Annotated in this window: 21 protein-coding genes, 1 tRNA gene and 1 pseudogene; 15 read left to right on the top strand and 8 right to left on the bottom strand. The window is 57.6% G+C overall.

The annotated features are described in order from the left end of the window. The first annotated feature begins 45 nt into the window (after positions 1–45). The 3 genes from ACJJU9_RS01935 to ACJJU9_RS01925 all read left to right on the top strand — a co-directional run bounded on the left by ACJJU9_RS01935 (position 46) and on the right by ACJJU9_RS01925 (position 4,170). Complete coding sequence (locus tag ACJJU9_RS01935; protein WP_048372234.1) at positions 46–1,320, top strand: YeaH/YhbH family protein; 1,275 nt, start codon at positions 46–48, stop codon at positions 1,318–1,320. Then, positions 1,317–2,879, top strand: coding sequence for a SpoVR family protein (locus tag ACJJU9_RS01930; RefSeq protein ID WP_048372235.1), 1,563 nt, complete (start codon positions 1,317–1,319; stop codon positions 2,877–2,879). The genes ACJJU9_RS01935 and ACJJU9_RS01930 overlap by 4 nt, the downstream gene beginning before the upstream one ends. Before the next feature lie 61 nt (positions 2,880–2,940). Next, entirely contained in the window at positions 2,941–4,170 is a 1,230-nt protein-coding gene (locus tag ACJJU9_RS01925; protein ID WP_407729944.1) for a multifunctional CCA addition/repair protein, read from the top strand. A gap of 89 nt (positions 4,171–4,259) precedes the next feature. Here ACJJU9_RS01925 and folK read toward each other — a convergent pair whose 3' ends face one another. Continuing rightward, a complete protein-coding gene (gene folK, locus ACJJU9_RS01920) occupies positions 4,260–4,778 on the bottom strand; it encodes a 2-amino-4-hydroxy-6-hydroxymethyldihydropteridine diphosphokinase (RefSeq protein ID WP_153367688.1) in 519 nt (172 codons plus the stop codon). Beyond that, entirely contained in the window at positions 4,769–5,122 is a 354-nt protein-coding gene (gene folB, locus ACJJU9_RS01915; protein ID WP_048372241.1) for a dihydroneopterin aldolase, read from the bottom strand. The genes folK and folB overlap by 10 nt, the downstream gene beginning before the upstream one ends. A gap of 74 nt (positions 5,123–5,196) precedes the next feature. Between folB and plsY the strand changes: the two genes are divergently transcribed. Beyond that, positions 5,197–5,766 (top strand): glycerol-3-phosphate 1-O-acyltransferase PlsY, encoded by a 570-nt coding sequence (gene plsY / locus ACJJU9_RS01910; protein WP_048372243.1) that lies wholly within the window; start codon positions 5,197–5,199, stop codon positions 5,764–5,766. A 4-nt stretch (positions 5,767–5,770) separates the two neighbouring features. Here the strand turns inward: plsY and tsaD are convergent, their stop codons facing one another. Further along, the gene (gene tsaD, locus ACJJU9_RS01905) at positions 5,771–6,796 is read right to left on the bottom strand and encodes a tRNA (adenosine(37)-N6)-threonylcarbamoyltransferase complex transferase subunit TsaD (protein WP_048389613.1); all 1,026 of its coding nucleotides are present in this window, start codon (positions 6,794–6,796) and stop codon (positions 5,771–5,773) included. 198 nt (positions 6,797–6,994) lie between these two features. On the opposite strand from tsaD, the gene rpsU reads away from it, so the two are divergent. The 4 genes from rpsU to ACJJU9_RS01885 all read left to right on the top strand — a co-directional run bounded on the left by rpsU (position 6,995) and on the right by ACJJU9_RS01885 (position 11,795). After that, positions 6,995–7,210, top strand: coding sequence for a 30S ribosomal protein S21 (gene rpsU / locus ACJJU9_RS01900; RefSeq protein WP_002551877.1), 216 nt, complete (start codon positions 6,995–6,997; stop codon positions 7,208–7,210). 473 nt (positions 7,211–7,683) lie between these two features. Then, entirely contained in the window at positions 7,684–9,639 is a 1,956-nt protein-coding gene (dnaG, locus tag ACJJU9_RS01895) for a DNA primase (RefSeq protein WP_048372249.1), read from the top strand. 67 nt (positions 9,640–9,706) lie between these two features. Next, on the top strand, positions 9,707–11,554 hold the full coding sequence (gene rpoD, locus ACJJU9_RS01890) for an RNA polymerase sigma factor RpoD (RefSeq protein WP_153331580.1): 1,848 nt from the start codon (positions 9,707–9,709) through the stop codon (positions 11,552–11,554). Positions 11,555–11,718: 164 nt separating this feature from the next. Continuing rightward, positions 11,719–11,795: transfer RNA gene (locus tag ACJJU9_RS01885), tRNA-Ile, on the top strand. A gap of 143 nt (positions 11,796–11,938) precedes the next feature. On the opposite strand, the gene ACJJU9_RS01880 is transcribed toward ACJJU9_RS01885, so the two are convergent. Then, positions 11,939–12,190, bottom strand: a complete 252-nt coding sequence (locus tag ACJJU9_RS01880; RefSeq protein WP_407731038.1) for a hypothetical protein — start codon at positions 12,188–12,190, stop codon at positions 11,939–11,941. Here ACJJU9_RS01880 and ACJJU9_RS01875 point away from each other — a divergent pair. Beyond that, positions 12,168–12,872, top strand: a pseudogene (locus ACJJU9_RS01875) (hypothetical protein); the annotation flags it as partial. The gene ACJJU9_RS01880 and the pseudogene ACJJU9_RS01875 overlap by 23 nt on opposite strands. Before the next feature lie 45 nt (positions 12,873–12,917). Here ACJJU9_RS01875 and ACJJU9_RS01870 read toward each other — a convergent pair. The 4 genes from ACJJU9_RS01870 to ACJJU9_RS01855 form a co-directional block, all read right to left on the bottom strand. Continuing rightward, positions 12,918–13,601, bottom strand: a complete 684-nt coding sequence (locus ACJJU9_RS01870; RefSeq protein ID WP_407729943.1) for a glycosyltransferase family 25 protein — start codon at positions 13,599–13,601, stop codon at positions 12,918–12,920. A 654-nt stretch (positions 13,602–14,255) separates the two neighbouring features. Further along, positions 14,256–15,482 carry an SLC13 family permease gene (locus tag ACJJU9_RS01865; RefSeq protein WP_153331581.1) on the bottom strand — a complete coding sequence of 409 codons (1,227 nt, stop codon included), beginning with the start codon at positions 15,480–15,482 and terminating at the stop codon, positions 14,256–14,258. A 166-nt stretch (positions 15,483–15,648) separates the two neighbouring features. After that, a complete protein-coding gene (locus ACJJU9_RS01860) occupies positions 15,649–16,476 on the bottom strand; it encodes a polyphosphate kinase 2 family protein (protein WP_273221292.1) in 828 nt (275 codons plus the stop codon). A gap of 25 nt (positions 16,477–16,501) precedes the next feature. Continuing rightward, positions 16,502–19,126, bottom strand: coding sequence for a plasma-membrane proton-efflux P-type ATPase (locus ACJJU9_RS01855; RefSeq protein WP_273221289.1), 2,625 nt, complete (start codon positions 19,124–19,126; stop codon positions 16,502–16,504). 458 nt (positions 19,127–19,584) lie between these two features. Here ACJJU9_RS01855 and ACJJU9_RS01850 point away from each other — a divergent pair, with 458 nt between their 5' ends. The 6 genes from ACJJU9_RS01850 to pqqB all read left to right on the top strand — a co-directional run bounded on the left by ACJJU9_RS01850 (position 19,585) and on the right by pqqB (position 26,524). Continuing rightward, positions 19,585–20,037 carry an Lrp/AsnC family transcriptional regulator gene (locus ACJJU9_RS01850; protein ID WP_048372258.1) on the top strand — a complete coding sequence of 151 codons (453 nt, stop codon included), beginning with the start codon at positions 19,585–19,587 and terminating at the stop codon, positions 20,035–20,037. A gap of 171 nt (positions 20,038–20,208) precedes the next feature. Then, a complete protein-coding gene (locus ACJJU9_RS01845; protein ID WP_331367828.1) occupies positions 20,209–21,891 on the top strand; it encodes an FAD-dependent oxidoreductase in 1,683 nt (560 codons plus the stop codon). A gap of 116 nt (positions 21,892–22,007) precedes the next feature. Further along, positions 22,008–22,802 carry a carbon-nitrogen hydrolase family protein gene (locus ACJJU9_RS01840; RefSeq protein ID WP_048384909.1) on the top strand — a complete coding sequence of 265 codons (795 nt, stop codon included), beginning with the start codon at positions 22,008–22,010 and terminating at the stop codon, positions 22,800–22,802. Positions 22,803–22,850: 48 nt separating this feature from the next. Further along, complete coding sequence (gene pqqF / locus ACJJU9_RS01835; protein WP_407729942.1) at positions 22,851–25,289, top strand: pyrroloquinoline quinone biosynthesis protein PqqF; 2,439 nt, start codon at positions 22,851–22,853, stop codon at positions 25,287–25,289. A 151-nt stretch (positions 25,290–25,440) separates the two neighbouring features. Further along, positions 25,441–25,515, top strand: coding sequence for a pyrroloquinoline quinone precursor peptide PqqA (gene pqqA / locus ACJJU9_RS01830; protein WP_003422658.1), 75 nt, complete (start codon positions 25,441–25,443; stop codon positions 25,513–25,515). Between the two features lie 97 nt (positions 25,516–25,612). After that, on the top strand, positions 25,613–26,524 hold the full coding sequence (gene pqqB / locus ACJJU9_RS01825) for a pyrroloquinoline quinone biosynthesis protein PqqB (RefSeq protein ID WP_048372265.1): 912 nt from the start codon (positions 25,613–25,615) through the stop codon (positions 26,522–26,524). Positions 26,525–26,541 lie beyond the last annotated feature (17 nt).

Genomic DNA, 26,541 nt, shown 5'->3' with positions numbered 1-26,541 from the left:
ACTTGCAGCTTGCAGCTGACAACTTGAAGCTGCCCGGAGGGCCTTATGAGCTATGTGATCGACCGACGCCTCAATGGCAAGAATAAAAGCACGGTAAACCGTCAGCGTTTCCTGCGGCGTTACCGCGACCACATCAAAAAGGCGGTCGAAGAGGCCGTAGGCCATCGCTCCATCACCGACATGGAGCATGGCGAGCAAATCAGCATCCCGGGCCGCGACATTGATGAGCCCGTGCTTCACCACGGTCGTGGTGGCAAGCAAACCACGGTTCACCCCGGCAACAAGGAATTCACCAGCGGCGAACATATCCAGCGCCCGCAAGGGGGCGGCGGAGGGGGCGGCGGTCCAGGTAAAGCGGGTAATTCCGGTGAGGGCATGGACGAATTCGTCTTTCAGATCACCCAGGAAGAGTTCCTCGAATTCATGTTCGAAGACCTCGAACTCCCGAACCTGATCAAACGCCACCTGACCGGCACCGACACCTTCAAAACCGTGCGCGCGGGCATCAGCAACGAAGGCAACCCGTCGCGCATCAACATCATCCGCACCCTGCGTTCGGCCCACGCACGGCGCATTGCCCTGTCCGGCAGCAGCCGGGCAAAACTCAAAGAAGCCAAAGCTGAACTTGAGCGGCTAAAACGCGAAGAACCAGACAACTTCGGCGATATCAAAGACATCGAGGCCGAAATAGAGAAACTCAGCGCGCGGATACACCGCGTGCCGTTCCTTGATACGTTCGACCTCAAGTACAACCTGCTGGTCAAACAACCCAACCCCAGCTCCAAGGCGGTGATGTTCTGCCTGATGGACGTTTCCGGGTCCATGACCCAGGCCACCAAAGACATCGCCAAGCGTTTCTTCATCCTCTTGTACCTGTTCCTGAAACGGAACTACGACAAGATTGACGTGGTGTTCATTCGCCATCACACCAGCGCCCGAGAGGTCGATGAAGAGGAGTTTTTCTATTCCCGGGAAACCGGCGGCACCATCGTGTCCAGCGCACTCAAACTGATGCAAGAGATCATGGCCGAGCGGTATCCGGCCAATGAATGGAACATCTACGCGGCCCAGGCCTCGGACGGTGACAACTGGAACGATGACTCGCCTATTTGCCGCGACATCCTGGTCAACCAGATCATGCCGTTCGTGCAGTACTACACTTACGTTGAGATCACCCCGCGCGAGCATCAGGCGCTCTGGTTCGAATACGAGCGCATCAGAGATTCGTTCCCCGACACGTTCGCTCAACAGCAACTGGTCTCGGCCGGCGATATCTACCCGGTCTTCCGTGAACTCTTCCAGCGCAGGTTAGCCACATGACCGCCAAAGAGCATAAACGCCAACCCATTTCCACAGGGTCCGAGTGGACCTTTGAGCTGATCCAGGCTTACGACCGCGAAATCAGCCGCCTCGCGGAACGTTATGCGCTGGACACCTACCCTAACCAGATTGAGGTGATTACCGCTGAGCAAATGATGGACGCCTACGCGTCCGTCGGCATGCCGCTGGGTTACCACCATTGGTCCTACGGCAAACACTTCTTGAGTACCGAGAAATCCTACAGCCGTGGGCAGATGGGGCTGGCCTACGAAATCGTGATCAACTCCGATCCGTGCATCGCCTACCTGATGGAAGAAAACACCATCTGCATGCAAGCCCTGGTCGTGGCCCACGCATGCTACGGGCATAACAGCTTCTTCAAGGGCAACTACCTGTTCCGGACCTGGACCGATGCCAGCTCGATCATCGACTACCTGGTGTTCGCCAAGCAGTACATCATGCAGTGCGAAGAACGCCACGGCATCGATGCCGTCGAAGACCTGCTCGACTCCTGCCATGCCTTGATGAACTACGGCGTGGACCGCTACAAACGGCCCTATCCGATTTCTGCCGAAGAAGAACGCCGTCGCCAGAAAGACCGCGAAGAGCACCTGCAAAAGCAAATCAACGACCTGTGGCGCACCATCCCCAAAGGGGTGGGCAAATCCAGTGAAAAGGACAACGCCCGCTTCCCGGATGAGCCGCAGGAAAACATCCTGTACTTCATTGAAAAACACGCGCCACTGCTGGAACCCTGGCAGCGCGAAGTCGTACGCATTGTGCGCAAAATCGCCCAGTATTTTTACCCGCAGCGCCAGACCCAGGTGATGAACGAGGGCTGGGCCACGTTCTGGCACTACACGCTGATGAACGACCTGTACGACGAAGGGCTGGTCACCGATGGCTTCATGATGGAGTTTCTGACCTCGCACACCAGCGTGGTCTTCCAGCCAGGCTTTGACAGCCCGTACTACAGCGGGATCAACCCCTATGCACTGGGGTTTGCGATGTACCAGGACATCCGCCGCATGTGCGAGCACCCCACCGAAGAAGACCGGCGCTGGTTCCCGGACCTTGCAGGCAGCGACTGGCTGACCAGCATCAAATTTGCCATGAGCAGCTTCAAGGACGAGAGCTTCATCCTGCAATACCTGTCGCCCAAGGTCATTCGCGACCTCAAGCTCTTCAGCATCATGGACGACGATCAAAAAGACGACCTGCTGGTGCCTGCGATTCATGACGAGAACGGTTATCGCACCATCCGCGAAACACTGGCGGCGCAATACAACCTGGGCAATCGTGAACCCAACGTGCAGATCTGGAGCATTGATCGACGCGGCGACCGCTCCCTGACCTTGCGCCATCAACAACATGACCGCAAACCACTGGGCGACTCCACCGACGAGGTACTCAAGCACCTGCACCGCCTGTGGGGCTTCGATATCCATCTGGAGACCCTGCAAGGCGACCAGATCATGAAGGTCCAGCACGTACCGCCCAAAGGCGAGCATGGTGAAAACGACTACGGCCGTCTGGACTTGTCCGCCGTCCACCTGTAACCACTTCGGCCTCCGCTAACGCGGCACACGGGTTATCCTGTCGCGCTAACGGAGGCTTTTTATGAAGATCTATAAAGTGGGCGGCGCGGTGCGCGACCGCTTGCTGGGCAAACCCGTCACCGACATCGACTGGGTGGTGGTGGGTGCGACTGCCGAGCAAATGCTCGCCAAAGGGTATCGCCCGGTAGGGTCGGACTTCCCGGTGTTTCTTCACCCAAAAACCGGGGAAGAATATGCACTTGCCCGAACCGAACGCAAAAGCGGCCATGGCTATGGTGGCTTTGTCTTCCATGCCAGCCCCGACGTCACCCTCGAAGACGACCTGATACGCCGCGACCTGACCATCAATGCGATGGCCGAAGACGCTGATGGCAACATCACCGACCCGTACCACGGCCAGCGAGACTTAGAAGCACGCATTCTGCGCCACGTTTCCACCGCATTTGCCGAAGATCCCTTGCGAGTCCTGCGTGTTGCCCGCTTTGCCGCCCGTTATGCAGGGCTTGGTTTCAGCATCGCTCCCGAGACCCTGGAACTCATGCGCCAACTGTCCGCCTCTGGCGAGCTGCAGGCCCTGACGCCCGAGCGTTGCTGGAAAGAAATCTCCCGCGCACTCATGGAAGATCACCCACAGGTTTTCATCGAAGTGCTGCGCAGTTGCGACGCGCTTGAGGTGCTGCTGCCAGAGGTCAACGCCTTGTTTGGCGTGCCACAACCTCCCGTTCATCACCCCGAAGTCGACAGCGGCCTGCACACGCTGAGCGTGCTCGAACAAGCCGCCTTGCACCACCAACCGCTGACCGTGCGCTGGGCTTGCCTGCTGCACGACCTGGGCAAAGGGCTGACACCCGAAAGCCAGTGGCCACGACACATTGCCCACGAGCACAAAGGGCTGCGTCTGATAAAAGCCGTCAACGAACGCTACAAAGTACCGAGAGATTGCCAGGAACTGGCGCTGCTGGTGGGCGAGTACCACACCCATGGCCATCGCGCCCTGGAGCTCAAGGCATCGACATTGCTGGAGTTGCTGCAGCGGTTTGATGTGTACCGTCGCCCTCAGCGTTTTGAGGAGTTTGTGGTGGCCTGCGAAATGGACGCCAGAGGGCGTTTAGGCCTGGAAAACCGCCCTTACCCACAGGCGGATTATCTGCGCGGCGCGGCCCTGGCAGCACAAGGCGTGACCGTACAACCGCTGATCGAACAAGGCTTCAAAGGCCCCGAACTGGGCGAAGCCCTCAAGCACGAACGGCTCAAGGCCCTGCAAGCCTACAAAGACGCCGCCAAACACTGACCGTCTGTAGGAGCGAGCTTGCCTCGCGATCTTTTAAACAATCAAAAGATCGCGAGGCAATCGAGCGTCGAGCGGCTGCTCCTACAAAATCAAAGCATCTCTGCCGGCGTCAATTGCACGCCCCGCCACTCAAACGCCACAGGCGCCAATACCTGGTCGATCTGCGCTTCGGCCCACATCTGGGCAAGGGTTTTACCCACGACCGGATGCACCTTATCTGGCGCCATCAACGACAACGGCCAAAGCACAAACGCATTCTTGAGAATTTCTGCTCGCGGCAAGGTCAGGAACTCAAAGTCGCCCTTAAGATCGCCGTAAAACAACACGTCAATATCCAGCGGCAGCCCTTTGCGATCCGGGGCATAACGCCCGTTATCCGCTTCAATCAACTTCAAACGTCGGCTTAATTCCATCAGTGGCAAATCGGTTTTGGCCGCGACCACCAGATTGAAAAATGGCCCGCTTTTGATGCCCACCGGCTGACTTTCAAACACCGCCGAACACGTCATGCCCACTAAAAAGCCCGCAAGCGCGTCCAGCCCGGCACACAAATGCCGTTCACGCTCGGTATTGCTACCGAGCCCGAGATAAACCTCTGTTAGCGGCATCCGCGCTCAATCTCCACACCCACCCCTGTGGCCGCCGCAACGGCGCCGGGCTTGGTCAGCTTGAGGTGCAACCAGGGAATATTGAATTCACTCATCAGCACCTGCGCCAAACGCTCGGCAAATGTTTCTACCAGCTGGAACTGAGCCTGCTCGGCAAACGCCTGGATGCGCGCTGACACACTGGCGTAATCCAATGCCAGGGTCAGGTCGTCTCCGGCCGCTGCCGGGCGGTTATCCCACGCAAAACTCAGGTCTAGCCGCAGGCACTGACGGATGCCGCGCTCCCAGTCATAAGCACCGATAACGGTGTCAACTTCCAGGCCTTCGATAAACACTCTGTCCAAGCACTCTTCTCCGCAGCACGACAAGGGCGCAATGCGCCGTTAGAATCAGGGCGTCCTTGCCCGGAATAGTTAGCATGTTTTGGTTACTGGCGATGCTCGCCTACCTGCTTGGTTCTATGTCCTTCGCTATTTTGCTCAGCCGCCTGACGGGAAACCCCGACCCGCGAATGAGTGGCTCAGGCAATGCCGGTGCAACCAACATGTTGCGCCTGGCCGGTAAAAAGCTCGCCATCCTGACCTTGCTTGGCGATCTGTGCAAAGGGCTTTTACCGGTATTGCTGGCCTATCAACTGGGCTGCACGCTCCAGCAACAAGCCTGGATCGGCGCCTGCGCCGTTGTAGGGCACATGTACCCACTGTACTTCCGCTTTCGCGGCGGCAAGGGCGTTGCCACCGCTGCCGGCATGCTGCTGGGCCTTTATCCGCCCGCCGCGCTGCTGGCTGCTGTCGCATGGCTGCTGACCTTCCAGCTCAGCCGCACGAGCTCGCTAGCCTCACTGATTGCCGCCCCCCTCACCCTGCCCTTGCTGGCCTGGCAAGAACCTGCAGCGCTGCTGCCCATGAGCGCCCTGACGACGCTCATTGTGTGGCGGCACCGCAGCAATCTACGCGACCTGATGGCTGGGCGCGAACGGCATTTCTGAACACTTACAGCGGTGGCAACTGCTCCATCGGCCAGCGTGCCTGCACGCTGATCGCCAGGCTTTCGTGCTGGCCCGCCAGCAAACGCTGACACCCGGCATAAGCAATCATCGCGCCATTATCGGTGCAGAACTCCGGGCGAGCGTAGTACACCTGACCGTTCATCTCGCCGAGCATTTTCTCGAGCGATTCACGCAGCGCCTTGTTCGCGCTCACGCCACCGGCAATGACCAGACGCTTCATCCCGGCAGCCTTCAGCGCACGCTTGCACTTGATGGTCAGGGTCTCGACAACGGCCTGCTGAAACGCCAGCGAAATATCGCAACGCGCCTGCTCCGTATCCTCGCCCGCGTCTACACAACGCTGCCAAGTATTCAGCGCGAAGGTTTTAAGGCCGCTAAAACTGAATTGCAGCCCCGGACGATCAGTCATCGGCCGCGGGAACACAAAACGCCCGGCAACCCCTTGTGCAGCCAGCCGCGCGATCTCAGGGCCACCCGGATAACGCATCCCCATCATCTTGGCGGTTTTGTCGAAGGCTTCACCCGCCGCATCATCCAGACTCTCGCCCAAGAGCTCGTATTGACCGATGCCATCGACACGCACCAGTTGCGTATGGCCGCCCGATACCAACAAAGCGACGAACGGGAACTCTGGTGGCTGCTCTTCCAGCATGGGGGCCAATAAATGGCCTTCCATGTGGTGCACGCCAAGGGCAGGAATACCCCAGGCAAAGGCCAGCGCTTGGGCACACGAAGCCCCGACCAGCAAGGCCCCGACCAGTCCCGGCCCTGCCGTGTAGGCAATGGCGTCAATCTCTGTAGGCACGCAATCGGCTTCAGCCAGCACCTGACGAATCAAGGGCAGCATGCGCTTGACGTGATCACGCGAGGCAAGCTCCGGCACCACACCGCCATAAGCGCGGTGCAGGTCGATCTGACTGAACAGCGCATCGGCCAAAAGCCCGCGTTCACTGTCGTATAGCGCGACGCCGGTTTCGTCGCAGGAAGTTTCTAATCCCAGTACTAGCATGGGTTTACGCCTTGTTGAGGCTCAATTCGAAGGCGCGCATAATAGTCGCCACTCCCGCCCCCGACCAGCGGTTTTCGATCAGAGGCTTTGCATTCCGGGCGTTGAGGGGTTAACATCCGCAACCCTTAAAAACCGACGTCTTACAACGCAATTTAGCCTTGGGACGTTGACCCCGGTAATGAATGAAGGTAGCTCTGGATGCCAGCCGTCAAAGTAAAAGAGAACGAACCCTTCGACGTAGCTCTGCGTCGTTTCAAGCGCTCCTGCGAAAAAGCCGGTGTACTGGCTGAAGTTCGCAGCCGCGAATTTTACGAGAAGCCGACTTCTGAGCGTAAGCGCAAAGCAGCAGCAGCTGTTAAGCGTCACGCGAAGAAAGTTCAGCGCGAGCAGCGCCGCGCCGTTCGTCTGTACTAATACACAGACGTTCGTTGCAAGCTTCTGCCAAGCCCGGCCTAAAGCCGGGCCGTAGGCAGTTGCAGCAAGTTACATGCTCTACCGTCAAGGCCGCAGATGCGACCGCGACAAAGCGTAACACCACGTCAGACCTGGTTTTAACAACCAGCGGTGCACGTCTTTACTGACGAGCCTTACAAGGCTACCGACGAGCACACTTTTCCTGATTCTCCCAAGATAATCAGCCCAAGGTACTTCTCCTGTGCCTGCTTATGAGCCACCCGAGACCCACCACAGGTCAATTCGGACTCAGAGCGCAACACCTATCGAACATATTCGTACTGATTAAAACCCTAGTCAGATGAGATTCGACAGATACACTTCCCCACAATGACTGAGCAGACGCCACACGATCGAGCCATGCACCTGCGTGCACGCCATCATGCCAAGCCACTCATCTGGGTTAATTTCTGCTCCGTGATGACGAGAACGCCATGGCCGGGTTAATCCCCCAGAGCTTTATTGACGACCTTCTGAACCGCACCGATATCGTCGATGTCGTCAGCTCGCGCGTGCAAATGAAGAAAGCAGGCAAGAACTACACGGCTTGCTGCCCGTTTCACAAAGAAAAAACGCCCTCGTTCAGTGTCAGCCCCGACAAACAGTTTTATTACTGCTTTGGCTGCGGCGCAGGCGGCAATGCCCTCGGCTTCATCATGGACCACGACAACCTGGACTTCCCCCAGGCCGTCGAAGAGCTGGCAAAAGCTGCCGGCATGGAGATCCCCCGAGAAGAAGGCGGTCGCTCACACAAGCCACGACAACCTACCGACTCACCGCTCTACCCGCTTCTGACCGCTGCCGCCGACTTTTACCGGCAAGCGCTCAAGAGCCATCCTGCGCGAAAAGTCGCCGTCGAATACCTCAAAGGCCGCGGCCTGACCGGCGAAATCGCTCGCGACTTTGGCCTCGGTTTCGCCCCGCCCGGCTGGGACAACCTGTTCAAGCACTTGAGCAACGACACACTGCAGCAAAAGGCGATGATTGACGCCGGGCTGCTGGTGGAGAACGCCGAGACCGGCAAACGCTACGACCGCTTTCGCGACCGCGTGATGTTCCCGATCCGCGACAGCCGTGGCCGCATCATTGCGTTCGGCGGCCGCGTGCTCGGCGACGACAAACCCAAATACCTGAACTCCCCGGAAACCCCTGTGTTCCACAAGGGCCAGGAACTCTACGGGCTGTTTGAGGCACGCAAATTCAACCGCAGCCTCGATGAAATCATCGTGGTTGAAGGCTACATGGACGTGATCGCGCTGGCCCAGCAAGGCCTGCGCAATGCCGTCGCCACCTTGGGTACCGCCACCAGCGAAGAGCACATGAAACGCTTGTTTCGCGTGGTGCCCAGCGTTCTATTCTGTTTTGACGGCGATCAGGCTGGCCGCAACGCTGCCTGGCGCGCCCTTGAAGCAACCCTCTCGTGCTTGCAGGACGGTCGCCGTGCGCGCTTTCTGTTTTTGCCCGAGGGCGAAGACCCGGACACATTGGTGCGCTCCGAAGGCACCGACGCCTTCAAGGCGCGCATCAATCAGCACGCACAACCGCTGGCCGATTACTTTTTCCAGCAACTGACCGAAGAAGCCGACCCGCGGTCGCTTGAGGGCAAAGCCCACATGGTCACGCTGGCAGCACCGCTGATCGACAAAGTGCCAGGCGCCAACCTGCGCACACTGATGCGTCAGCGCCTGACCGAAATCACCGGCCTGACCCACGACATGGTCAGCCAACTGGCACAAAGCGCGCCCGTCAAACCTCAGGCCCAACCCGCTTACGACCCTGGCATTGATTACGACGCAATGCCCGACTACAGCGACTTCCAGCAACCGGACGTGTACATCCCCCAACAGGAATGGACCCCGAAAAAGCCTGGCGCTGGCGGTAAAAAGTGGGAAAACAAACCTTGGGACAAAAAAGGCAAACGCGGTGCCGAGCGCGAGCAGGCCTGGGTGCCCGTCGGCGTCGAACCGCCCACGCTAACGGCCTTGCGCACCCTGCTGCACCATCCCCAACTGGCAAAAAAAGTTGAGGACGCCGGGCACTTTGCGGCAGAAGACCAGACCAATAATCAGCTACTGATTGCTCTGGTAGAAGCCGTACAGAAAAATCCTAAGCTAAGCTCTATTCAGTTGCTGTCGCGCTGGCACGGCACCGAGCAGGGTCGATTGTTACAACGATTGCTGGAAAAGGAATGGCTAATTGACGCCGACAACCTTGAACAACAGTTTTTCGACACCATAACTAGCTTGTCAGCACGCCAACGTGAGCGAAATCTAGAGCAACTTCTTCGAAAAGCACGTCAAGGCGAGCTTAGTACCGAGGAAAAAAACCAGTTACGCGACCTCTTGAGTCGCAATAATCCTGCATCAAACCCGACCTCAACTGGCGCGTGAGGTCACAGCTAAGGTATAATCCTCGGCTTGTTTTTTGCCCGCCAAGACCTTCAGTGGATAGGGTGTTATGTCCGGAAAAGCGCAACAGCAGTCTCGTATCAAAGAGTTGATCACCCTCGGCCGTGAGCAGAAGTATCTGACTTACGCAGAGGTCAACGACCACCTGCCCGAAGATATTTCAGATCCGGAGCAAGTGGAAGACATCATCCGCATGATTAATGACATGGGGATCCCCGTACACGAGAGTGCTCCGGATGCGGACGCCCTTATGTTGGCCGATGCTGACACCGACGAAGCCGCTGCTGAAGAAGCAGCCGCAGCGTTGGCGGCAGTAGAGACCGATATTGGTCGTACGACTGACCCTGTACGTATGTATATGCGTGAAATGGGTACGGTAGAGTTGCTGACACGTGAAGGCGAAATCGAAATCGCCAAGCGTATCGAAGAAGGCATCCGTGAAGTGATGAGCGCAATCGCGCACTTCCCTGGCACGGTTGACCACATTCTCTCCGAGTACACTCGCGTCACCACCGAAGGTGGCCGCCTGTCCGACGTTCTGAGCGGTTATATCGACCCGGACGACGGTATTACGCCACCTGCCGCAGAAGTTCCGCCACCTGTCGACGCCAAAGCTGCTAAAGCTGACGACGACAGCGACGATGACGACGCAGAATCTTCAGACGATGAAGAAGAAGCTGAAAGCGGTCCAGATCCGGTCATTGCTGCCCAGCGTTTTGGTGCCGTCTCTGATCAGATGGAAATCACTCGCAAGGCGCTGAAAAAGCACGGCCGCGACAGCAAGCAAGCCATCATCGAACTGGTTGCCCTGGCTGAGTTGTTCATGCCGATCAAACTGGTTCCGAAGCAATTCGAAGGTTTGGTTGAGCGTGTTCGCAGTGCCCTGGAGCGTCTGCGTGCACAAGAACGCGCCATCATGCAGCTGTGCGTACGTGATGCACGTATGCCACGCGCCGACTTCCTGCGCCTGTTCCCGGGCAACGAAGTTGACGAAAGCTGGAGCGATTCGCTGGCCAAAGGCAAAAGCAAATACGCTGAAGCCATTGGCCGCCTGCAACCGGACATCATCCGTTGCCAGCAAAAGCTGTCGGCACTGGAAGCAGAAACCGGCTTGACGGTTGCTGAGATCAAGGACATCAACCGTCGCATGTCGATCGGTGAGGCCAAGGCCCGCCGCGCGAAGAAAGAGATGGTTGAAGCGAACTTGCGTCTGGTGATCTCCATCGCCAAGAAGTACACCAACCGTGGCTTGCAGTTCCTCGACCTGATCCAGGAAGGCAACATCGGCTTGATGAAAGCGGTAGACAAGTTTGAATACCGCCGCGGCTACAAATTCTCGACTTATGCCACCTGGTGGATCCGTCAGGCGATCACTCGCTCGATCGCCGACCAGGCCCGCACCATCCGTATTCCGGTGCACATGATCGAGACGATCAACAAGCTCAACCGTATTTCCCGCCAGATGTTGCAGGAAATGGGCCGTGAACCGACCCCGGAAGAGCTGGGCGAACGCATGGAAATGCCTGAGGACAAAATCCGCAAGGTATTGAAGATCGCTAAAGAGCCGATCTCCATGGAAACCCCGATCGGTGATGACGAAGACTCCCATCTGGGCGACTTCATCGAAGACTCGACCATGCAGTCGCCAATCGATGTAGCCACCGTTGAGAGCCTTAAAGAAGCGACACGCGACGTACTCGGCGGCCTGACGGCACGTGAAGCCAAAGTACTGCGCATGCGTTTCGGTATCGACATGAATACCGACCATACCCTTGAGGAGGTTGGTAAGCAGTTCGACGTTACCCGTGAGCGGATTCGTCAGATCGAAGCCAAAGCGCTGCGTAAGCTGCGCCACCCGACGAGAAGCGAGCACTTGCGCTCCTTCCTCGACGAGTGATCCCAAAACCCCCGGCCCTGCCGGGGGTTTTGCTTTGTGGGCAATACAGCGCCTGCACGCCTTCAAATGCGACAGAATTCGCACGCAGAATTCTTCGTACCTCTAATTAAGATTTTTCGGATAGCACTCCTAAGAAACCATCGTTATAATCCCCGGCTTACTTAGGGCCTATAGCTCAGTTGGTTAGAGCAGGGGACTCATAATCCCTTGGTCGCAGGTTCGAGTCCTGCTGGGCCCACCACATTAAAAGCCGCGCATTGCGCGGCTTTTTTGTGCCCTTAACAAAGAGCTCATCGCCCCACTCCCCTGTAGTCGCTGCCGAGGCACGAGGCTGCGATGCGGGCCGCAGGACCGCCCCTGAAGCCCCGCAATCCCTCCTCCCCGTCACAAAAACGCAATCCACAGCCCCGCCATCAGCAAGGTCACCAAGGTCACCGGCACCCCGGACTTCGCGAATGACCCGAACGAGATCTTGATACCGCACCCCGCCGCCTGTTCCACGACGATGATCCCGGCCAAGCTGCCGAAAATAATAAGGTTGCTCGAAAATCCGGTACCCAACGCAATTGCAGCACCTAACGACTGCGCGTTGTTGTCCGGGTGCTGGTACGGGGAAAGCAGTATGGTGGTGGTCAACTTCGCCTACGGCATGCCGAGCAAGCCCTTTATCCAGACCATCCTGCCCCACGGCCTGAGCCTGCCCAAAGTGCCGAAAGGGGATCAAGTCTGGCAGCACAGCGAAACCGCCCAGCAGCGCGTGGACGCCGACGGCAACTGGTCGCGGCAAACCGACGGTCGCATACAGGACTTTTCAGCCGATCGCGAAGTCCAGGCCCTGGACAACCAGGAGCACTATCAAAGCCACATCCAAGAAGTGGACGACCATTCAAAGGAGACAGTAGGCGGCGTCAAAACCATCGAAGCCATGGGCGCCGTGAAACTGCTAGCAGGCGGATCGATGAGCGTAGCGGCTGTGGATGATTTACACCAAGCCACGGGCCGGGATCTGAATCTGGTGGTTGGGGATAAGTACAACGCCACCGTCAGTGGCGATATGCAAGAGCGGATCGAGGGGCTGCGCAAAAGCGTGGCCGGGGATGGCCAGCGCCTGCAGGCGCCCAAGACCTGGCTGGGATCGGAAGGGATCAATGTGCTGCAGGTGCTATGTGACCTGCTGGACCTAGTGGAACAGATGAACAGCCAGTTGGCCGGCCACCTCTACAGCTCAAGTCCAGCCCCTAACAACGCTGCCGCATTCGCAGCTGCAGGCACTGCCAGTAGGGCATTGGGAGTGCAGTTGAAACCAATCACAATGTGAATTAGACAAGTAAAGAAAACCCGCTACAAGCGGGTTTTTCTTTGCCTACATATCACGGTACAACACTGTTTTCACAATGTTCTTAAATACCTGAGTGTATTGCCTGCGCCAATTCTCCTTCCAGAACTTGGCATCTGGGAAGGTACCGTCGGTTGAGCGGGCGGCAAGTACATCACTTGCGACTACCTCTTCAGGCTGTTGCTGGCTCAGCATCGGGAAGGACATATAGGCTTTAAAGTGCTTTGAGTACACCTTGTCAATTGCCACACCAGAGTAGGGGGCATGACTTAGCAAGTGCTCGCACCCCTTGCGGGACAGGATGTAAGCATGGGTGCCCTTAGCGCGAACCCGTGCGACCCCTTTATTCCAAGTGAGCCAGACCTTTCCGAGATTCGCCCCTAAGTAAAATTGGTCAGGATCATGACGGCTCATGAAAGAGTTTATCTGTTGTACTTGGACCGATTCGAACTGCATCAATGTTGCGTCATCCTCAAGGATGAGCACACGTCGATAGCTACGTTCAATCGCTAATTTTGCACATGTCACATGAGACTCGAAGCAGCCTCGCTCTGGGCTCTCGTTGTTACGTTCAACTATCAGGAACTCAATGTGCAAACCACTTCCTTCGAATTCCTTTTCCAGCAACTCACGACGGTCTGTACGTTCTTTAAGGCTTATACAGAAAACACCGTCAATATCCAGTTGGCTTAGATCCTTGCTTTTTAACATTCCAAATGCCGCTCCGTCGTTTATTCAATATCCCATCCTGTGGATCCTTAACGTATCAGGATCGGATCTTAATATTGTCCGACAAATGATGGCGCAAAGCCACCCACGATGGGAGATGACCTGATTCGGGACTTGCGAGCTGGAGATAGAAAATTTGCTTCGCCATAAAAATTCTTGGAGAAAAAGCACTTATCCCCCTCCCGCCGACGGGCTTTGCGTTGGGTTTTTGTGCAAACCCATGGGGTAGTGCAATCAGGTAGCTAAGCCGCGCCGTATATGGGTCTTGTAAGGCCGGAGGCAATTGCACTGAGTACAAGGTTTTGAAAGGTTGTGCAGTACCTCGGTTTTTTTCCGTCCAACTTCCGTCCAATTTACCGGTATTTCTATTCTGCACATATAAACAAATACCCAGTAAAAACCCTGATTTTGCTGGTTTTAAATAATGAACACTGCACTTTTAGTCGGGCTCATAATCCCTTGGTCGCAGGTTCGAGTCCTGCTGGGCCCACCACATTAAAAGCCGCGCACTGCGCGGCTTTTTTGTGCCCTTAACAAAGAGCTCATCGCCCCACTCCCCTGTAGTCGCTGCCGAGGCACGAGGCTGCGATGCGGGCCGCAGGACCGCCCCTGAAGCCCCGCAATCCCTCCTCCCCGTCACAAAAACGCAATCCACAGCCCCGCCATCAGCAAGGTCACCAAGGTCACCGGCACCCCGGACTTTGCGAATGACCCGAACGAGATCTTGATACCGCACCCCGCCGCCTGTTCCACGACGATGATCCCGGCCAAGCTGCCGAAAATAATAAGGTTGCTCGAAAATCCGGTACCCAACGCAATTGCAGCACCTAACGACTGCGCGTTGTTGTCCGGGTGCAGGTATGGGGAAAGCAGCATGACCGCCGGGTTGTTGCCGACCACATCACTGAGCAATGAACCGGCCACAAACAGCGAAATAGGGTCGTTAACGTCGATGCCCACATGGCGCAGCCAGTCAAACAGCGATTGCGGCAGTCCGGTATTGGCGAGTGCCTGGTTGCAAATGAACAAGCCGATAATCAGCAGCAACAGGTTGCCATCAACTTGCTTGAGCACGTCTTTGGAAGCCAGGCTGCGGTTGACCAGCAGGATGCCCGCGCCGGCCAGGGCAACCAGTTCTCGCGGCCATATGTCGGCCACCAGGGCGATGATCACGGCGCTGGCGACGATGATGGCTTTGGTCGTTTCGACTTTATCGAGCTGTACGGGAGGGTGAACAACCGCTTTGTCCGTCTTACGCTCCAGCGTCCATTTGCCACGGTATTGCCACGCGATGATGCACCAGATGATCGGCAGCGATAAAAGCGCCGGCACCCCTGCAGCAATCATGAATTCGTTAAACGAGAGATCAAGCGCTTGGGCCGCAATCATGTTTTGCGGGCTGCCGATCAGAGTGCCCGCGGCACCGGAGTTGGCCGCAAAACAAAATGCCAGCAAAAACGGCACCGGGTTAAGCCCCCGTGCCAGCGCCACGCTGACCAGCAGCGGCGTCATCGACAACACCACCACGTCATTGGTCAGCAATGACGAAAGCCCGGCACTGACGGCAATAAAGACTGCCAACAGCGCGACCGGGGTAATTTTCAGCGTTGCGACTTTCTCCGCAGCCCAGGCATAAAACCCCGAGACCGTGAACGCCCCCGACACCACCATCAAGCCAAACAACAGCCCAAGGGTGCGGTAGTCGATGGCATCCCACGCGGCTTGCGGGCTAAGGCTTCCTGCTACGATCATGGCCAGGGCGCCAACGACTGCAGCGCCCGTTCTGTCCACGTTAAATGCCGGCAGCTTACCGACACCCATTACCAAATAAACCATGAAGAAAATGAGCAGGGTTGTGTACATAACGACGCCTAATGCAATGAAGCCCGTCACAGGCCGATATAAGGTGAACCGCTAAATGCCAATAGCGCTTCCTGCTCTGATCAACCAACAGGAAACGCCATGAGATGTCAGACCTGGCCATCGCCGCCCTGAACGTTCAAAACCTTCAGGGCGGCGCTCTAATGATTTAGAGTTTTTCTTTCTTGGCCTGGTGGTACTTCCTTCTGATTTCTTTGAGATCAACCGTAGGTTTGGGCAACTGCATCTTCATGTCTTTGAGCGTCTTCTCAACAATGCTCCCGACAGCCAGGTTGCGGAACCACTTGTGGTTGGCCGGGATGACATACCAGGGCGCATGATCAGTCGAACATTTGTTCAACATCGCCTCATACGCCTTGATGTAGTCGTCCCACAGGGCGCGCTCTGAATAGTCACCCTCGCTGATTTTCCACTGCCGCATCGGATCATCCAGACGCTCTTCAAACCTTCTCAACTGCTCCTCTGGCGAGATGTACAAGAAGAACTTCAAGATCGTCGTGTTATTCGAATGCACGGTGCTTTCAAACGCATTGATCAAGTCGTAGCGCTTTTCAATGACCTTGCCGGGCGCCATTTTGTGCACGCGCTGCACAAGCACGTCTTCATAGTGCGAACGGTTAAAAATCGCCACGTTGCCGTCGGCCGGTACATGGGGATGCACCCGCCAAAGAAAATCATGGCTGCTTTCTTCGGCTGTCGGCTGCTTGAAACCATGCACATTGGTGCCTTGCGGGTTCATCGAACGCAACACATGCCAGCAAGTACCATCTTTACCGGCCGCATCAATGCCCTGCAAAACAATCAGCAAGGAATGTTTACGCTCGGCATAGAGCTTCTTTTGCAGGTCAGAGATGCTGGCGGACTGTTGATCAAGATGCTTTTGCGCATCCTTTTCCGATTTATAAGGACCATGAAAGTCAGGGTCCACGTCAGCGAGGCGAATTTTTGACCCTGGCTTAACAATCAACTTACTCATAAGGCTCATAGTCTGGCTTCCCTAGTCATGCGATGGCTTTAGTCAGGTTTTCGCTTTGTTTTTCACGCTTGTCGACGACGGAGAAGTAGATCAACTTCACGATATCGATGATCACCATCCAGACAAGGACGTACACCCAGACAACGCCGATCAGTTCCCACGAAATAGCCGGGACGAAAATACCGAAGGCACAAATAAACACCGCGACAATCTGTGTACCGATAACCGCCAACAACAGCGGCAACGACGGGAACGGTGGTTTGAACACGCTGTTACGGTTACGCACCACAAACAGCAACAAGTGGCCGCCCGCTGCCAACTGCAAGAACAACATGGTCTGTAGATGACTCAGGTCGAGTGCAAACACATGCATCAGTTCTGCGTTGTTCATCCAGTACATCGAGATCAGAACAAGACCAAAGCTCTGCGCCAGTGCCATCAACCCCATCAGTGAAGAGAATATGATGATTCGGTGCATATCCCACCGCACCGGTTTCTTGGCTATTTTGACGTTGTCATAGGCGATGGTCATGATCGGAATATCATCCAGCAACGCCAGTACCACAATCATGATGGCGGTCAACGGACGCACGCCGAATACCAAATAAGACAGCACCACCACAAACATGATGCAAATCGTCATCGCAATCCGGTAGTACACATACGAGGTAATGCGCTCGAAGATAGCCCGCGCTTCTTCAATGGCATTCACAATCGTGGATAACCCCGGGGCTGTCAAAATCAGCGCGGCGGCCGATCTTGCCGCGTCTGTTGCACCCGACACCGCAATACCGCATTCAGCTTGTTTCAAGGCCGGGGCGTCGTTAACACCATCCCCTGTCATTGCAACAATGTGATTACGCTCTTGCAGCGCTTTAACGATCTGGTATTTGTTCTCCGGGAACACGCGTCCAAACCCGTCGGCCGCCTCAACTGCACGGGCCGCATCAATCGGAATATGGTTGTTGTCCGTATCTTTTGGGAACACCTGATCAGCAACCAGCAAGTGCGTCCCAAGCCCCAGTTGCCGGGAGATTTCGGAACCAATCGCCACGTCATCGCCCGTGACCATCTTCACCGACAGGCCCAGCGCACGTGCCTGGGCAATGGTTTCTTTAGCGTCAGGGCGTGGCGGATCGAGCAAGGCCAGCAAGCCCAGGAGGTCCCAGGTTTTGCCGCCATCATCCGAACGTGCAACACCGAGTGCGCGCGTGCCATGGCTGGCCAGTTCGCTGACTTTGCCGAAATAAGCCGTGGAGCGCGGATCGTCGCTGGAGGTTTCACTGATACCGCACAACGTGGCAATCACTTGCGGCGCCCCTTTCGCATAGGACGTCTGTTTTTGCGAAGCGTCTTGCACCACCGCCAGGGTCTTTTTATTGACCGGGTCAAAAGGCGTGAAGCTGACTTGTTTAAAGCCATCCAGCGATTTTTTATCTTTCAGCGCACTCAATACAGCCTGGTCAATGGCATCCGTACTTTCCGGCTGACACGCCAACGCCGCGCCTAGAATCACTTCATCGGGAGTTGTTTTAGGGTCAAAAGGAATCGCGCTATCAACGGTCAGGTGGTTTTGCGTCAGCGTCCCGGTTTTATCGGAGCACAACACATCAACCCCGGCCAGTTCCTCAATGGCCGACAACCGCGAAACAATGGCCTTTTGTTTGGATAACGCCAATGCCCCCAGCGCCATGGTGACGGACATCACCGCTGGCATGGCCACCGGCACCGAAGCGATCAGCAACACCAACACAAACTGCGCAATATCACCGGCTTCAGACCACGCCCAATGCCCTTGCACAACAATGTCTTTGTACAACTGCGTGCCGACCAGAATCAGCGCCAGAATGGCCGCGAGGATAATAAGGAAATCCCCGATACGCAGTACCGCTTGTTCAGCGTGCGACTTGGCCCCCGCACTGGCCACCAACTTGGCTGTGCGACCAAAGAACGTATTGTTACCGGTTGACGTGACAATACCGGTCATCGAACCTTGCCGCGCGATAGAGCCGGAATAACCGCTGTCACCGACCATCTTCGATACAGGTAAAGACTCACCCGTTAACGCCGCCTGATCCACCGACAAATAAGCGCCATCGATCAATAGCAAGTCGGCGGGCAAAATCTCCCCACCGGACACCGTCACCACATCCCCCGGCACCAGTTCGGCCGCATCGATGGTTTGCAACTTCCCGTCACGCTTGGCGTGGGCTTTAAGTGCCAAACCTTTCTTCAGCGCCGCCAGTGCACTGGCGGCTTTGTTGTCCTGCCAAAAACCGACAGCCGCGTTATAAAGCAGCAGGCCGGTAATCACGATAAAGTCTGGCCAGTCCTGACGCGCCAACGAGATAAGTGCCGCAATTTCAATCATCCATGGAATAGGCCCCCAGAAATAACCGAGCAGCTTTTTCCAGCGACTGTCTTCTTTGGCCTCAATGGCGTTCGGCCCATACTTTTCAAGCAGGCTCTTGGCCGTTGCCGAACTAAGGCCATCTGGCGAACTGTTGAGTTGGCTTATTTCTTTCTTGATACCCTCAGCATCCAGTCGCGCCGGCTTGGCGTCAGAAGAGCTGGATGAACTGGGCGAGCTAGCTTTTTTCACCGGGTCACTGCTTGTAGACCCATCGCCTGCCAATGTGATGTCGGACATTCCCTTACCCTCTTAGACGGCTCTAACTAATTCAGCACTCTCAAACTTCCAGTGCCGCAACCCGATAAAGTTGCGCACTCACCTATCCATCTTAAGGTCCGCACTTAATAATAAAGCCACTCTGCATAATCCATGACTGCAGAGTGGCTATTAATGACTGACCTGCTTAAATAACAACTATTAAACAACTTCTTTAACGTAGCGCTGGCGCAACTAACTTTTATCCAATCTTTACAAAGTATCGAAATAGATTGGTTTTTTAACTTGTTTTAGATAGACCTATTATTTTTTATGATAATAGTCAGATTGTCACACTTCATGTAACGCCCCGCATCTTCGGGCAAGCGTAGATCAACGCTCATCAATTTCAACACTGCCGGGCCAGATTTTGCCGGTTGAGAAGACCCGGCCTGTCCCTTACCCTACCTGCCCCACCCTGCCCACACCGGAGCCTTCCTGTGCCTGATACCCACCCGCCTGCACTGGATGACATTGACCGCCAATTAATCGCGGCCTTGCAGCTTAATGCGCGTGAGAGTGTGGCGATGTTGGCGCGGCAGTTGGGGATTGCGCGCACCACGGTGACGTCGCGCCTGGCGCGGCTGGAAAAAACCAGGGTCATCACCGGCTATGGCGTGCGTTTGAGCCAGCGTCTGGTGGATGGCGGGCTGCAAGCCTATGTCGGGATTACCGTGCAGCCGCGCTCCGGCAAAGAGGTGGTGCGGCGTCTGAGCAGCATGGCCCAGGTGCAACAGTTGTGCGCCGTGAGTGGCGAGTTCGATTACGTGGCCTGGCTGCGCAGCGAATCCCCCGAGCAACTGGACCAGTTGCTCGATCAGATCGGCAGCGTCGACGGTGTCGAAAAAACCACCACTTCGATCATTCTCAGCAGCAAGGTCGACCGCGGCTAAGGCGTTATGCCTGCGCCACACATCACTCTGTCAGCCAGATTCGTCATATTGACTAAACAAATGTCATAACGACGACACTTTGCGTCTTATTACCGTGTTCCGCGCTCCCTAAACTGGCGACTGTCTTTTCCTATACTCACGTGTAACGCGAGTCGCCCAGTAAGGTCAGCCATGAACAAGAACAATCGCCACCCTGCCGACGGCAAAAAACCGATCACTATTTTCGGCCCCGACTTCCCCTTTGCCTTTGATGACTGGATCGAACACCCGGCCGGGCTGGGCAGTATTCCGGCCAATAAGCTGGGCGCTGAGGTGGCGATTGTCGGCGCCGGGATGGCGGGCATGGTGGCCGCTTACGAGTTGATGAAACTGGGCCTCAAGCCCGTGGTTTATGAAGCGTCGAAGATGGGCGGGCGCCTGCGTTCGCAAGCCTTCGAGGGCAGCGAAGGGGTGATTGCCGAGTTGGGCGGCATGCGTTTTCCGGTGTCTTCCACCGCGTTTTACCATTACGTCGACAAGCTGGGGCTGGAAACCAAACCGTTCCCCAACCCGCTGACACCCGCGTCCGGCAGCACCGTCATCGACCTCGAAGGCCAGACCTTTTACGCACAAAAGCTGGCGGATCTACCCGCCCTGTTCCAGGAAGTGGCTGACGCCTGGGCAGACGCGCTGGAGGAAGGCTCGCGCTTTGGAGATATACAACAAGCCATCCGCGACCGCGACGTCCCGCGCCTGAAAGAGCTGTGGAATACCCTGGTTCCGTTGTGGGACGACCGCACCTTCTATGACTTTGTCGCCACCTCCAAAGCCTTCGCCAAGTTGTCTTTCCAGCACCGCGAAGTGTTTGGTCAGGTCGGGTTTGGCACCGGCGGGTGGGACTCGGACTTCCCCAACTCGATGCTGGAAATTTTCCGCGTAGTAATGACCAACTGCGACGACCACCAGCACCTCGTGGTGGGCGGCGTCGAGCAAGTGCCGCTGGGCATCTGGAGCCATGTGCCGCAGCGCTGCGCCCATTGGCCTGAAGGTACCAGCCTGCGCTCGCTGCATCGCGGCGCGCCGCGCACCGGGGTCAAAGCCATTTCCCGTGCCGCCGACGGGCAGTTTTCGGTCACCGACAACCTCGGCGTCACTCGCACCCACGAAGCCGTGTTGGTGACGTGCCAAAGCTGGTTGCTGACCACGCAAATCGACTGCGAAGAATCGCTGTTCTCACAAAAAGTATGGATGGCGCTGGACCGTACCCGTTACATGCAGTCGTCAAAAACCTTCGTAATGGTCGACCGCCCGTTCTGGAAAGACAAAGACCCGGACACCGGCCGCGACCTCATGAGCATGACCCTCACCGACCGCCTGACCCGTGGCACCTACCTGTTCGACAACGGCGACGACAAGCCGGGGGTGATTTGCCTGTCGTACTCATGGATGAGCGATGCGCTGAAAATGCTCCCGCACCCTGTGGAAAAACGCGTCAAGCTGGCCCTCGACTCGCTGAAAAAAATCTACCCGAAGGTCGACATCGCCAGCCGCATCATCGGTGATCCGATCACCGTGTCGTGGGAAGCCGACCCGCATTTCCTCGGTGCCTTCAAAGGTGCGCTGCCGGGTCACTACCGATACAACCAGCGCATGTACGCGCATTTCATGCAGCAAGACCTGCCCGGCGAACAGCGCGGGATTTTTATTGCCGGCGATGATGTCTCATGGACACCGGCCTGGGTTGAAGGCGCCGTGCAAACATCGTTGAACGCGGTCTGGGGCATCATGACCCACTTCGGCGGCAGCACCCACGCCGACAACCCGGGCCCAGGCGATGTCTTCAAAGACATCGGCCCGATTGCCTTGCCGGACTGACCGCAAAGCAACCCCGCTGCCCCCTGTAGGAGCGAGCTCGCCTCGCGATCTTTTGACCTTGAAAAGACCGCAAAACCAGCCCGCTCCCACAGGGATAGTGAATAAGGAGAGCCACCATGCGCATCGCCCTTTACCAATGCCAACCCTTGCCACTCGACGTGGCAGGCAACCTCCAGCGCCTGGCTTCCATCGCTTCGCAAGCCCAGGACATTGACTTGCTGGTCCTGCCCGAAATGTTCCTCACGGGCTACAACATTGGCGCCAAAGCGGTGGCCGATCTGGCCCAGCCCTCTGACGGCGACGCCGCGCTGCAAATTGCCGAGCTGGCGCAAACCACCGGCATCGCGATTGCCTACGGCTACCCCGAGCGCGACCTTGACGGGCACATCTACAACAGCGTGCAGGTGATCGACAGCCACGGCAAAAGCCTGTGCAACTACCGCAAAACCCATCTGTTCGGCCAACTCGATCGCGACATGTTCAGCCCCGGCCCGGACGCCTTTCCGGTATTCGAACTGAATGGCTGGCAACTCGGCCTGCTGATTTGCTACGACCTCGAATTCCCCGAAAACACCCGCCGTCTGGCCCTCGCCGGGGCCGAGCTGATCGTCGTCCCCACCGCCAATATGGCGCCGTACGACTTTATCGCCGAGGTGACCGTGCGTAGCCGGGCCTTCGAAAACCAGTGCTATGTGGCCTACGCCAACTATTGCGGGCACGAAGGCAACGTCCATTACTGCGGGCAAAGTAGCATTAGCGCCCCCAACGGCCAGCAAATCGCCGTGGCCGAGCAGGACGAAACCCTGATTACCGCCACCCTTGAAAGCCAACAATTGGAGGATGCCCGTACCGGCAACTTCTACCTGGCCGATCGCCGCCCCGAACTTTACACCGCGCTGAGCAAACGCTGATCGCCCGTAATCCGCTAGCATGTGGGCATCTCTGTTCCGGAAATGCCCATGTCTGCGCTGAACCCCTCCCAAGCCCGCCGTTTGACCCTCACTGACGGCCTGACTCTTTCACTGCGCCACGCGCCGCGCCTCAAGCGCTGTGCGGCGTTTTTACGGGTTCACGCAGGCAGCCACGACGTGCCAGCCGCCTGGCCGGGGCTCGCGCACTTTCTCGAACACCTGTTGTTCCTCGGCACCGAGCGCTACCCCGCCGCCGACAACCTGATGGCCTACGTGCAACGCCACGGCGGCCAGGTTAACGCCCGCACCAGCGAGCGCCACACCGACTTCTTTTTTGAACTGCCGGTGGCCGCGTTCGAAGGCGGCCTGGCGCGTTTGTGCGACATGCTCGCTCAGCCACGCATGAACCCGGCAGACCAACTGCGCGAACGTGAAGTGCTGCACGCAGAATTTATCGCCTGGGCCCGTGAGCCATCGGCCCGGCGCCAGTTCGAATTGCTCCAGCCGCTGAACCCGTCCCACCCGCTGCGGGCTTTTCACGCCGGTAATCGCTACAGCCTGCCGATCCAGCGCCCTGCATTTCAGCACGCCCTGCACGATTTTTACCGAACGTTTTATCACGCCGGCAACATCAGCCTGAGCCTGGTCGGCCCGGTGCCCGAAGCCGAACTGCTAGCCCTGGCCGAGCGCTATACCGAACCCTTTGCCACCGGCCCAGTGAAGGCGCAAACCCGCCCACCGACCTTGCTGCCAAACGGCGAAACCGTGTACCAGCAACTCGACGGCCAGCATCTGAACCTGCTGTTCGCCTTCGAACAACTGCCCGAGGCCTCCAGCACGGCGCTGGACTTTTTGTGCCGCTGGATCAATGTCGACAAGCCGGGAGGCCTTATCGCCTACCTGCGCGAGCAGCAACTGTGCACCGGCCTGAAAGCAGAAGTGCTGTACCAGTTCGAGGGCCAGGCGCTGCTGCACATCGCCTTCAGCGCGGCGGGCAACATGACGCAAAACGCCACGCCCGTGCGCGACGCGTTTTACGACTGGCTGGCCTATTTCAACACGCAGCAACACCATCCCGCCCTGCGCAACGAATTCCAATGGCTGCGCCAGCGTCAGCTGGAGGTCAACAGCGCGCTGGAACTGGCCCGCGCTGATTGTGAGCAACGTGTGCCTGGGTTGTCAGATCAAGCCGTAGCAGCGCTCGCAGGTCTGCTGCAACAGATGCTGCCACCGGTGCAACCGGCCACTGGACACGCCTGGCAGTTGCCACCGCCCAACCCGTTTTTGAGCGCCCCCGAAAAGCCAGCCAATGCGGGATTGATCCGTGGCCAGACCAGCGCTCACCGGGGCTTGCGCACCTTTGCCCAAGACCGCTTGCGCAGCCGCCGTGATCATTCGGCCATGAGCTTCAGCGCAGACCTGCCCGCCACCGGCCACGAGGCCGCGGTTTACCTGCGCTGGCGCTTGCCGGCCAGCCCGGCCGACAGCCTGCTGCTCGCACTGGAGAACCGCCTGCGCCCGCTGCAACAGGATGCCCGCGAGGCCGGGGTCGAACTGTCATGCAGTGCTTCAGGCCATGACTGGCAGCTGAAAATGCAGGGCTTGCACACGCCGATGCCCGCCATTCTGGAGCACGCTTTGCGCGCCCTCGAAACACCGGACGCACCGCCGGGCACCTCGCCAGCGGCGCCGTTGATGCCGATTCGCCAGTTACTTAAACGCCTGCCGCAATGCAGCCAGCCTGCCACCGACGCCACCTTGAGCGATGCCAGCCAAGGCTGGGCGGGGGCACGCTGGGACGGCCTCGCGCTCGGCCTGCCTGCGGCCACGCAGCCCTTGATCAGCGCCGCCTTGAACAAAGCCCCCGGCACGCCGGACGCGCACTTGCCAGTGGCCGCGCACTCGGCGCAACGGCGCTGGGTCACAGAACCCTGCGATTCCAGTGAACACGCCGTGCTGCTGTTTTGCCCGGCACCCGCCGGTGATCTGGCGGCCGAGGCCGCATGGCGTTTGCTCGCCCAGTTGGCAAGCACGCCGTTCTATCAACAGCTGCGGGTTGAGCAGCAATTGGGCTACGCGGTGTTCAGCGGGCTGCGCCAGCTCAATGGGCAAACCGGCCTGCTGTTCGGCGTGCAATCGCCTCACGCCCCCGTGGCAGACATCTTCGAGCACATCCGCGCATTCCTGGCTCAATTGCCGACGCTCATCACGGCACTGGATGAAACAACCTTCATCCAGGCGCGAGACGCCTTGGCGCAGCAGTTTTTGCCCGAGTCATTGAGCGGGGCTCAAGCGAGCGAACTGCTGTGGCAAGCAAAAATGGGTGGCCACCCGTCGGACGACTTGAAAGCGCTCTATACCGCGCTTATAAGGCTGGATCCTCAGACTACACTGCAGGCAGCTCAGCAGATTAATCAGCCTGAGTGCGCTTGGCTGTGCCTGGCTACCCAGCCCGAAACTGAAACGTTTTTTCTCGGACAAAGCTGATTTTTACCAACCGCGTAATGAGCTTTCTCCGACATTGAAGCGCTCAGCAACAGACAATTTTAGTAACATAGCCGTCCAAGTTGTCAGAACCACTCCTTCGGGAGAGGGACTAACCCAGAGACACCCCACCAACCGCTGAAGGAGACACCCTATGTCGTGGACTAAACCTGCTTACACCGACCTGCGTATTGGCTTTGAAGTGACCATGTACTTCGCAAGCCGTTGATCTGTCCCGGCTCTTGGTTATCAAGAGTTGAGCAGAGCAACCCAACGCCTCGGCTCGCCGGGGCGTTTTTATTTTCAGATTTGCAAGAGAACACGCCATGTTTGTCCAGATTTTAGGTTCCGCCGCCGGCGGTGGTTTTCCACAGTGGAACTGTAACTGCGTGAACTGCGCGGGTTTTCGCGATGGCAGCCTGAACGCCAAAGCACGCACCCAATCCTCGATTGCGATCTCTGACGATGGCGTCAACTGGGTGCTGTGCAACACCTCGCCCGACATCCGCGCGCAACTCCAGAGCTTCGCCCCGATGCAACCGGGCCGCGCCCTGCGTGACACCGGCATCAGCGCCATTATTTTGATGGACAGCCAGATCGACCACACCACCGGCCTGCTGAGCCTGCGCGAAGGCTGCCCGCATGAGGTGTGGTGCACCGACATGGTCCACGAAGACCTGAGCACCGGCTTCCCGCTGTTCAACATGCTCAAGCACTGGAATGGCGGCCTGAACTGGAACCGCATCGAGCTGCACGGCTCGTTCACCATCCCGGCCTGCCCGAACCTGCGTTTCAGCCCGCTGCCGTTGCGCAGTGCTGCGCCGCCTTACTCGCCGCACCGCTTCGACCCGCACCCGGGTGACAACATCGGCCTGATCGTTGAAGACCTGCGCACCGGCGGCAAACTGTTCTACGCGCCGGGGCTGGGCAAGGTCGACGCGCCGTTGCTGGACATCATGGCGGGCAGCGATTGCCTGCTGGTGGACGGCACGATGTGGGACGACGACGAAATGCAACGCCGTGGCGTGGGCACCCGCACCGGCCGTGAAATGGGCCACCTGGCACAGAACGGCCCCGGCGGCATGCTCGAAGTGCTGGAGCAATTGCCCGAGCAGCGCAAAGTGCTGATCCACATCAACAACACCAACCCGATCCTCGACGAAGACTCCGCCGAGCGCGCCGAACTGGCCCGCCGGGGCGTTGAAGTGGCCTTTGACGGCATGAGCATCGAGTTGTAACCCACAAAACTCTGTAG

It is taken from the genome of Pseudomonas helleri, assembly GCF_045830615.1.
Classification (GTDB): Bacteria; Pseudomonadota; Gammaproteobacteria; order Pseudomonadales; family Pseudomonadaceae; genus Aquipseudomonas; species Aquipseudomonas helleri.
Note: the sequence above shows the minus strand (reverse complement) of the source record. Positions and strands in the feature narration are given on the sequence as shown.

Excerpts from the sequence above, each read along its gene's own strand:
- ACJJU9_RS01840 (WP_048384909.1), top strand. The coding sequence starts at position 22,008 with ATGCGCATCGCCCTTTACCAATGCCAACCCTTGCCACTCGACGTGGCA.
- dnaG (WP_048372249.1), top strand. The coding sequence starts at position 7,684 with ATGGCCGGGTTAATCCCCCAGAGCTTTATTGACGACCTTCTGAACCGC.
- plsY (WP_048372243.1), top strand. The coding sequence starts at position 5,197 with ATGTTTTGGTTACTGGCGATGCTCGCCTACCTGCTTGGTTCTATGTCC.
- ACJJU9_RS01860 (WP_273221292.1), bottom strand. The coding sequence starts at position 16,476 with ATGAGTAAGTTGATTGTTAAGCCAGGGTCAAAAATTCGCCTCGCTGAC.
- rpoD (WP_153331580.1), top strand. The coding sequence starts at position 9,707 with ATGTCCGGAAAAGCGCAACAGCAGTCTCGTATCAAAGAGTTGATCACC.
- pqqB (WP_048372265.1), top strand. The coding sequence starts at position 25,613 with ATGTTTGTCCAGATTTTAGGTTCCGCCGCCGGCGGTGGTTTTCCACAG.
- ACJJU9_RS01845 (WP_331367828.1), top strand. The coding sequence starts at position 20,209 with ATGAACAAGAACAATCGCCACCCTGCCGACGGCAAAAAACCGATCACT.
- ACJJU9_RS01870 (WP_407729943.1), bottom strand. The coding sequence starts at position 13,601 with ATGTTAAAAAGCAAGGATCTAAGCCAACTGGATATTGACGGTGTTTTC.
- ACJJU9_RS01865 (WP_153331581.1), bottom strand. The coding sequence starts at position 15,482 with ATGTACACAACCCTGCTCATTTTCTTCATGGTTTATTTGGTAATGGGT.
- folK (WP_153367688.1), bottom strand. The coding sequence starts at position 4,778 with ATGCCGCTAACAGAGGTTTATCTCGGGCTCGGTAGCAATACCGAGCGT.
- ACJJU9_RS01925 (WP_407729944.1), top strand. The coding sequence starts at position 2,941 with ATGAAGATCTATAAAGTGGGCGGCGCGGTGCGCGACCGCTTGCTGGGC.
- rpsU (WP_002551877.1), top strand. The coding sequence starts at position 6,995 with ATGCCAGCCGTCAAAGTAAAAGAGAACGAACCCTTCGACGTAGCTCTG.
- ACJJU9_RS01855 (WP_273221289.1), bottom strand. The coding sequence starts at position 19,126 with ATGTCCGACATCACATTGGCAGGCGATGGGTCTACAAGCAGTGACCCG.
- pqqF (WP_407729942.1), top strand. The coding sequence starts at position 22,851 with ATGTCTGCGCTGAACCCCTCCCAAGCCCGCCGTTTGACCCTCACTGAC.
- tsaD (WP_048389613.1), bottom strand. The coding sequence starts at position 6,796 with ATGCTAGTACTGGGATTAGAAACTTCCTGCGACGAAACCGGCGTCGCG.
- ACJJU9_RS01935 (WP_048372234.1), top strand. The coding sequence starts at position 46 with ATGAGCTATGTGATCGACCGACGCCTCAATGGCAAGAATAAAAGCACG.
- ACJJU9_RS01930 (WP_048372235.1), top strand. The coding sequence starts at position 1,317 with ATGACCGCCAAAGAGCATAAACGCCAACCCATTTCCACAGGGTCCGAG.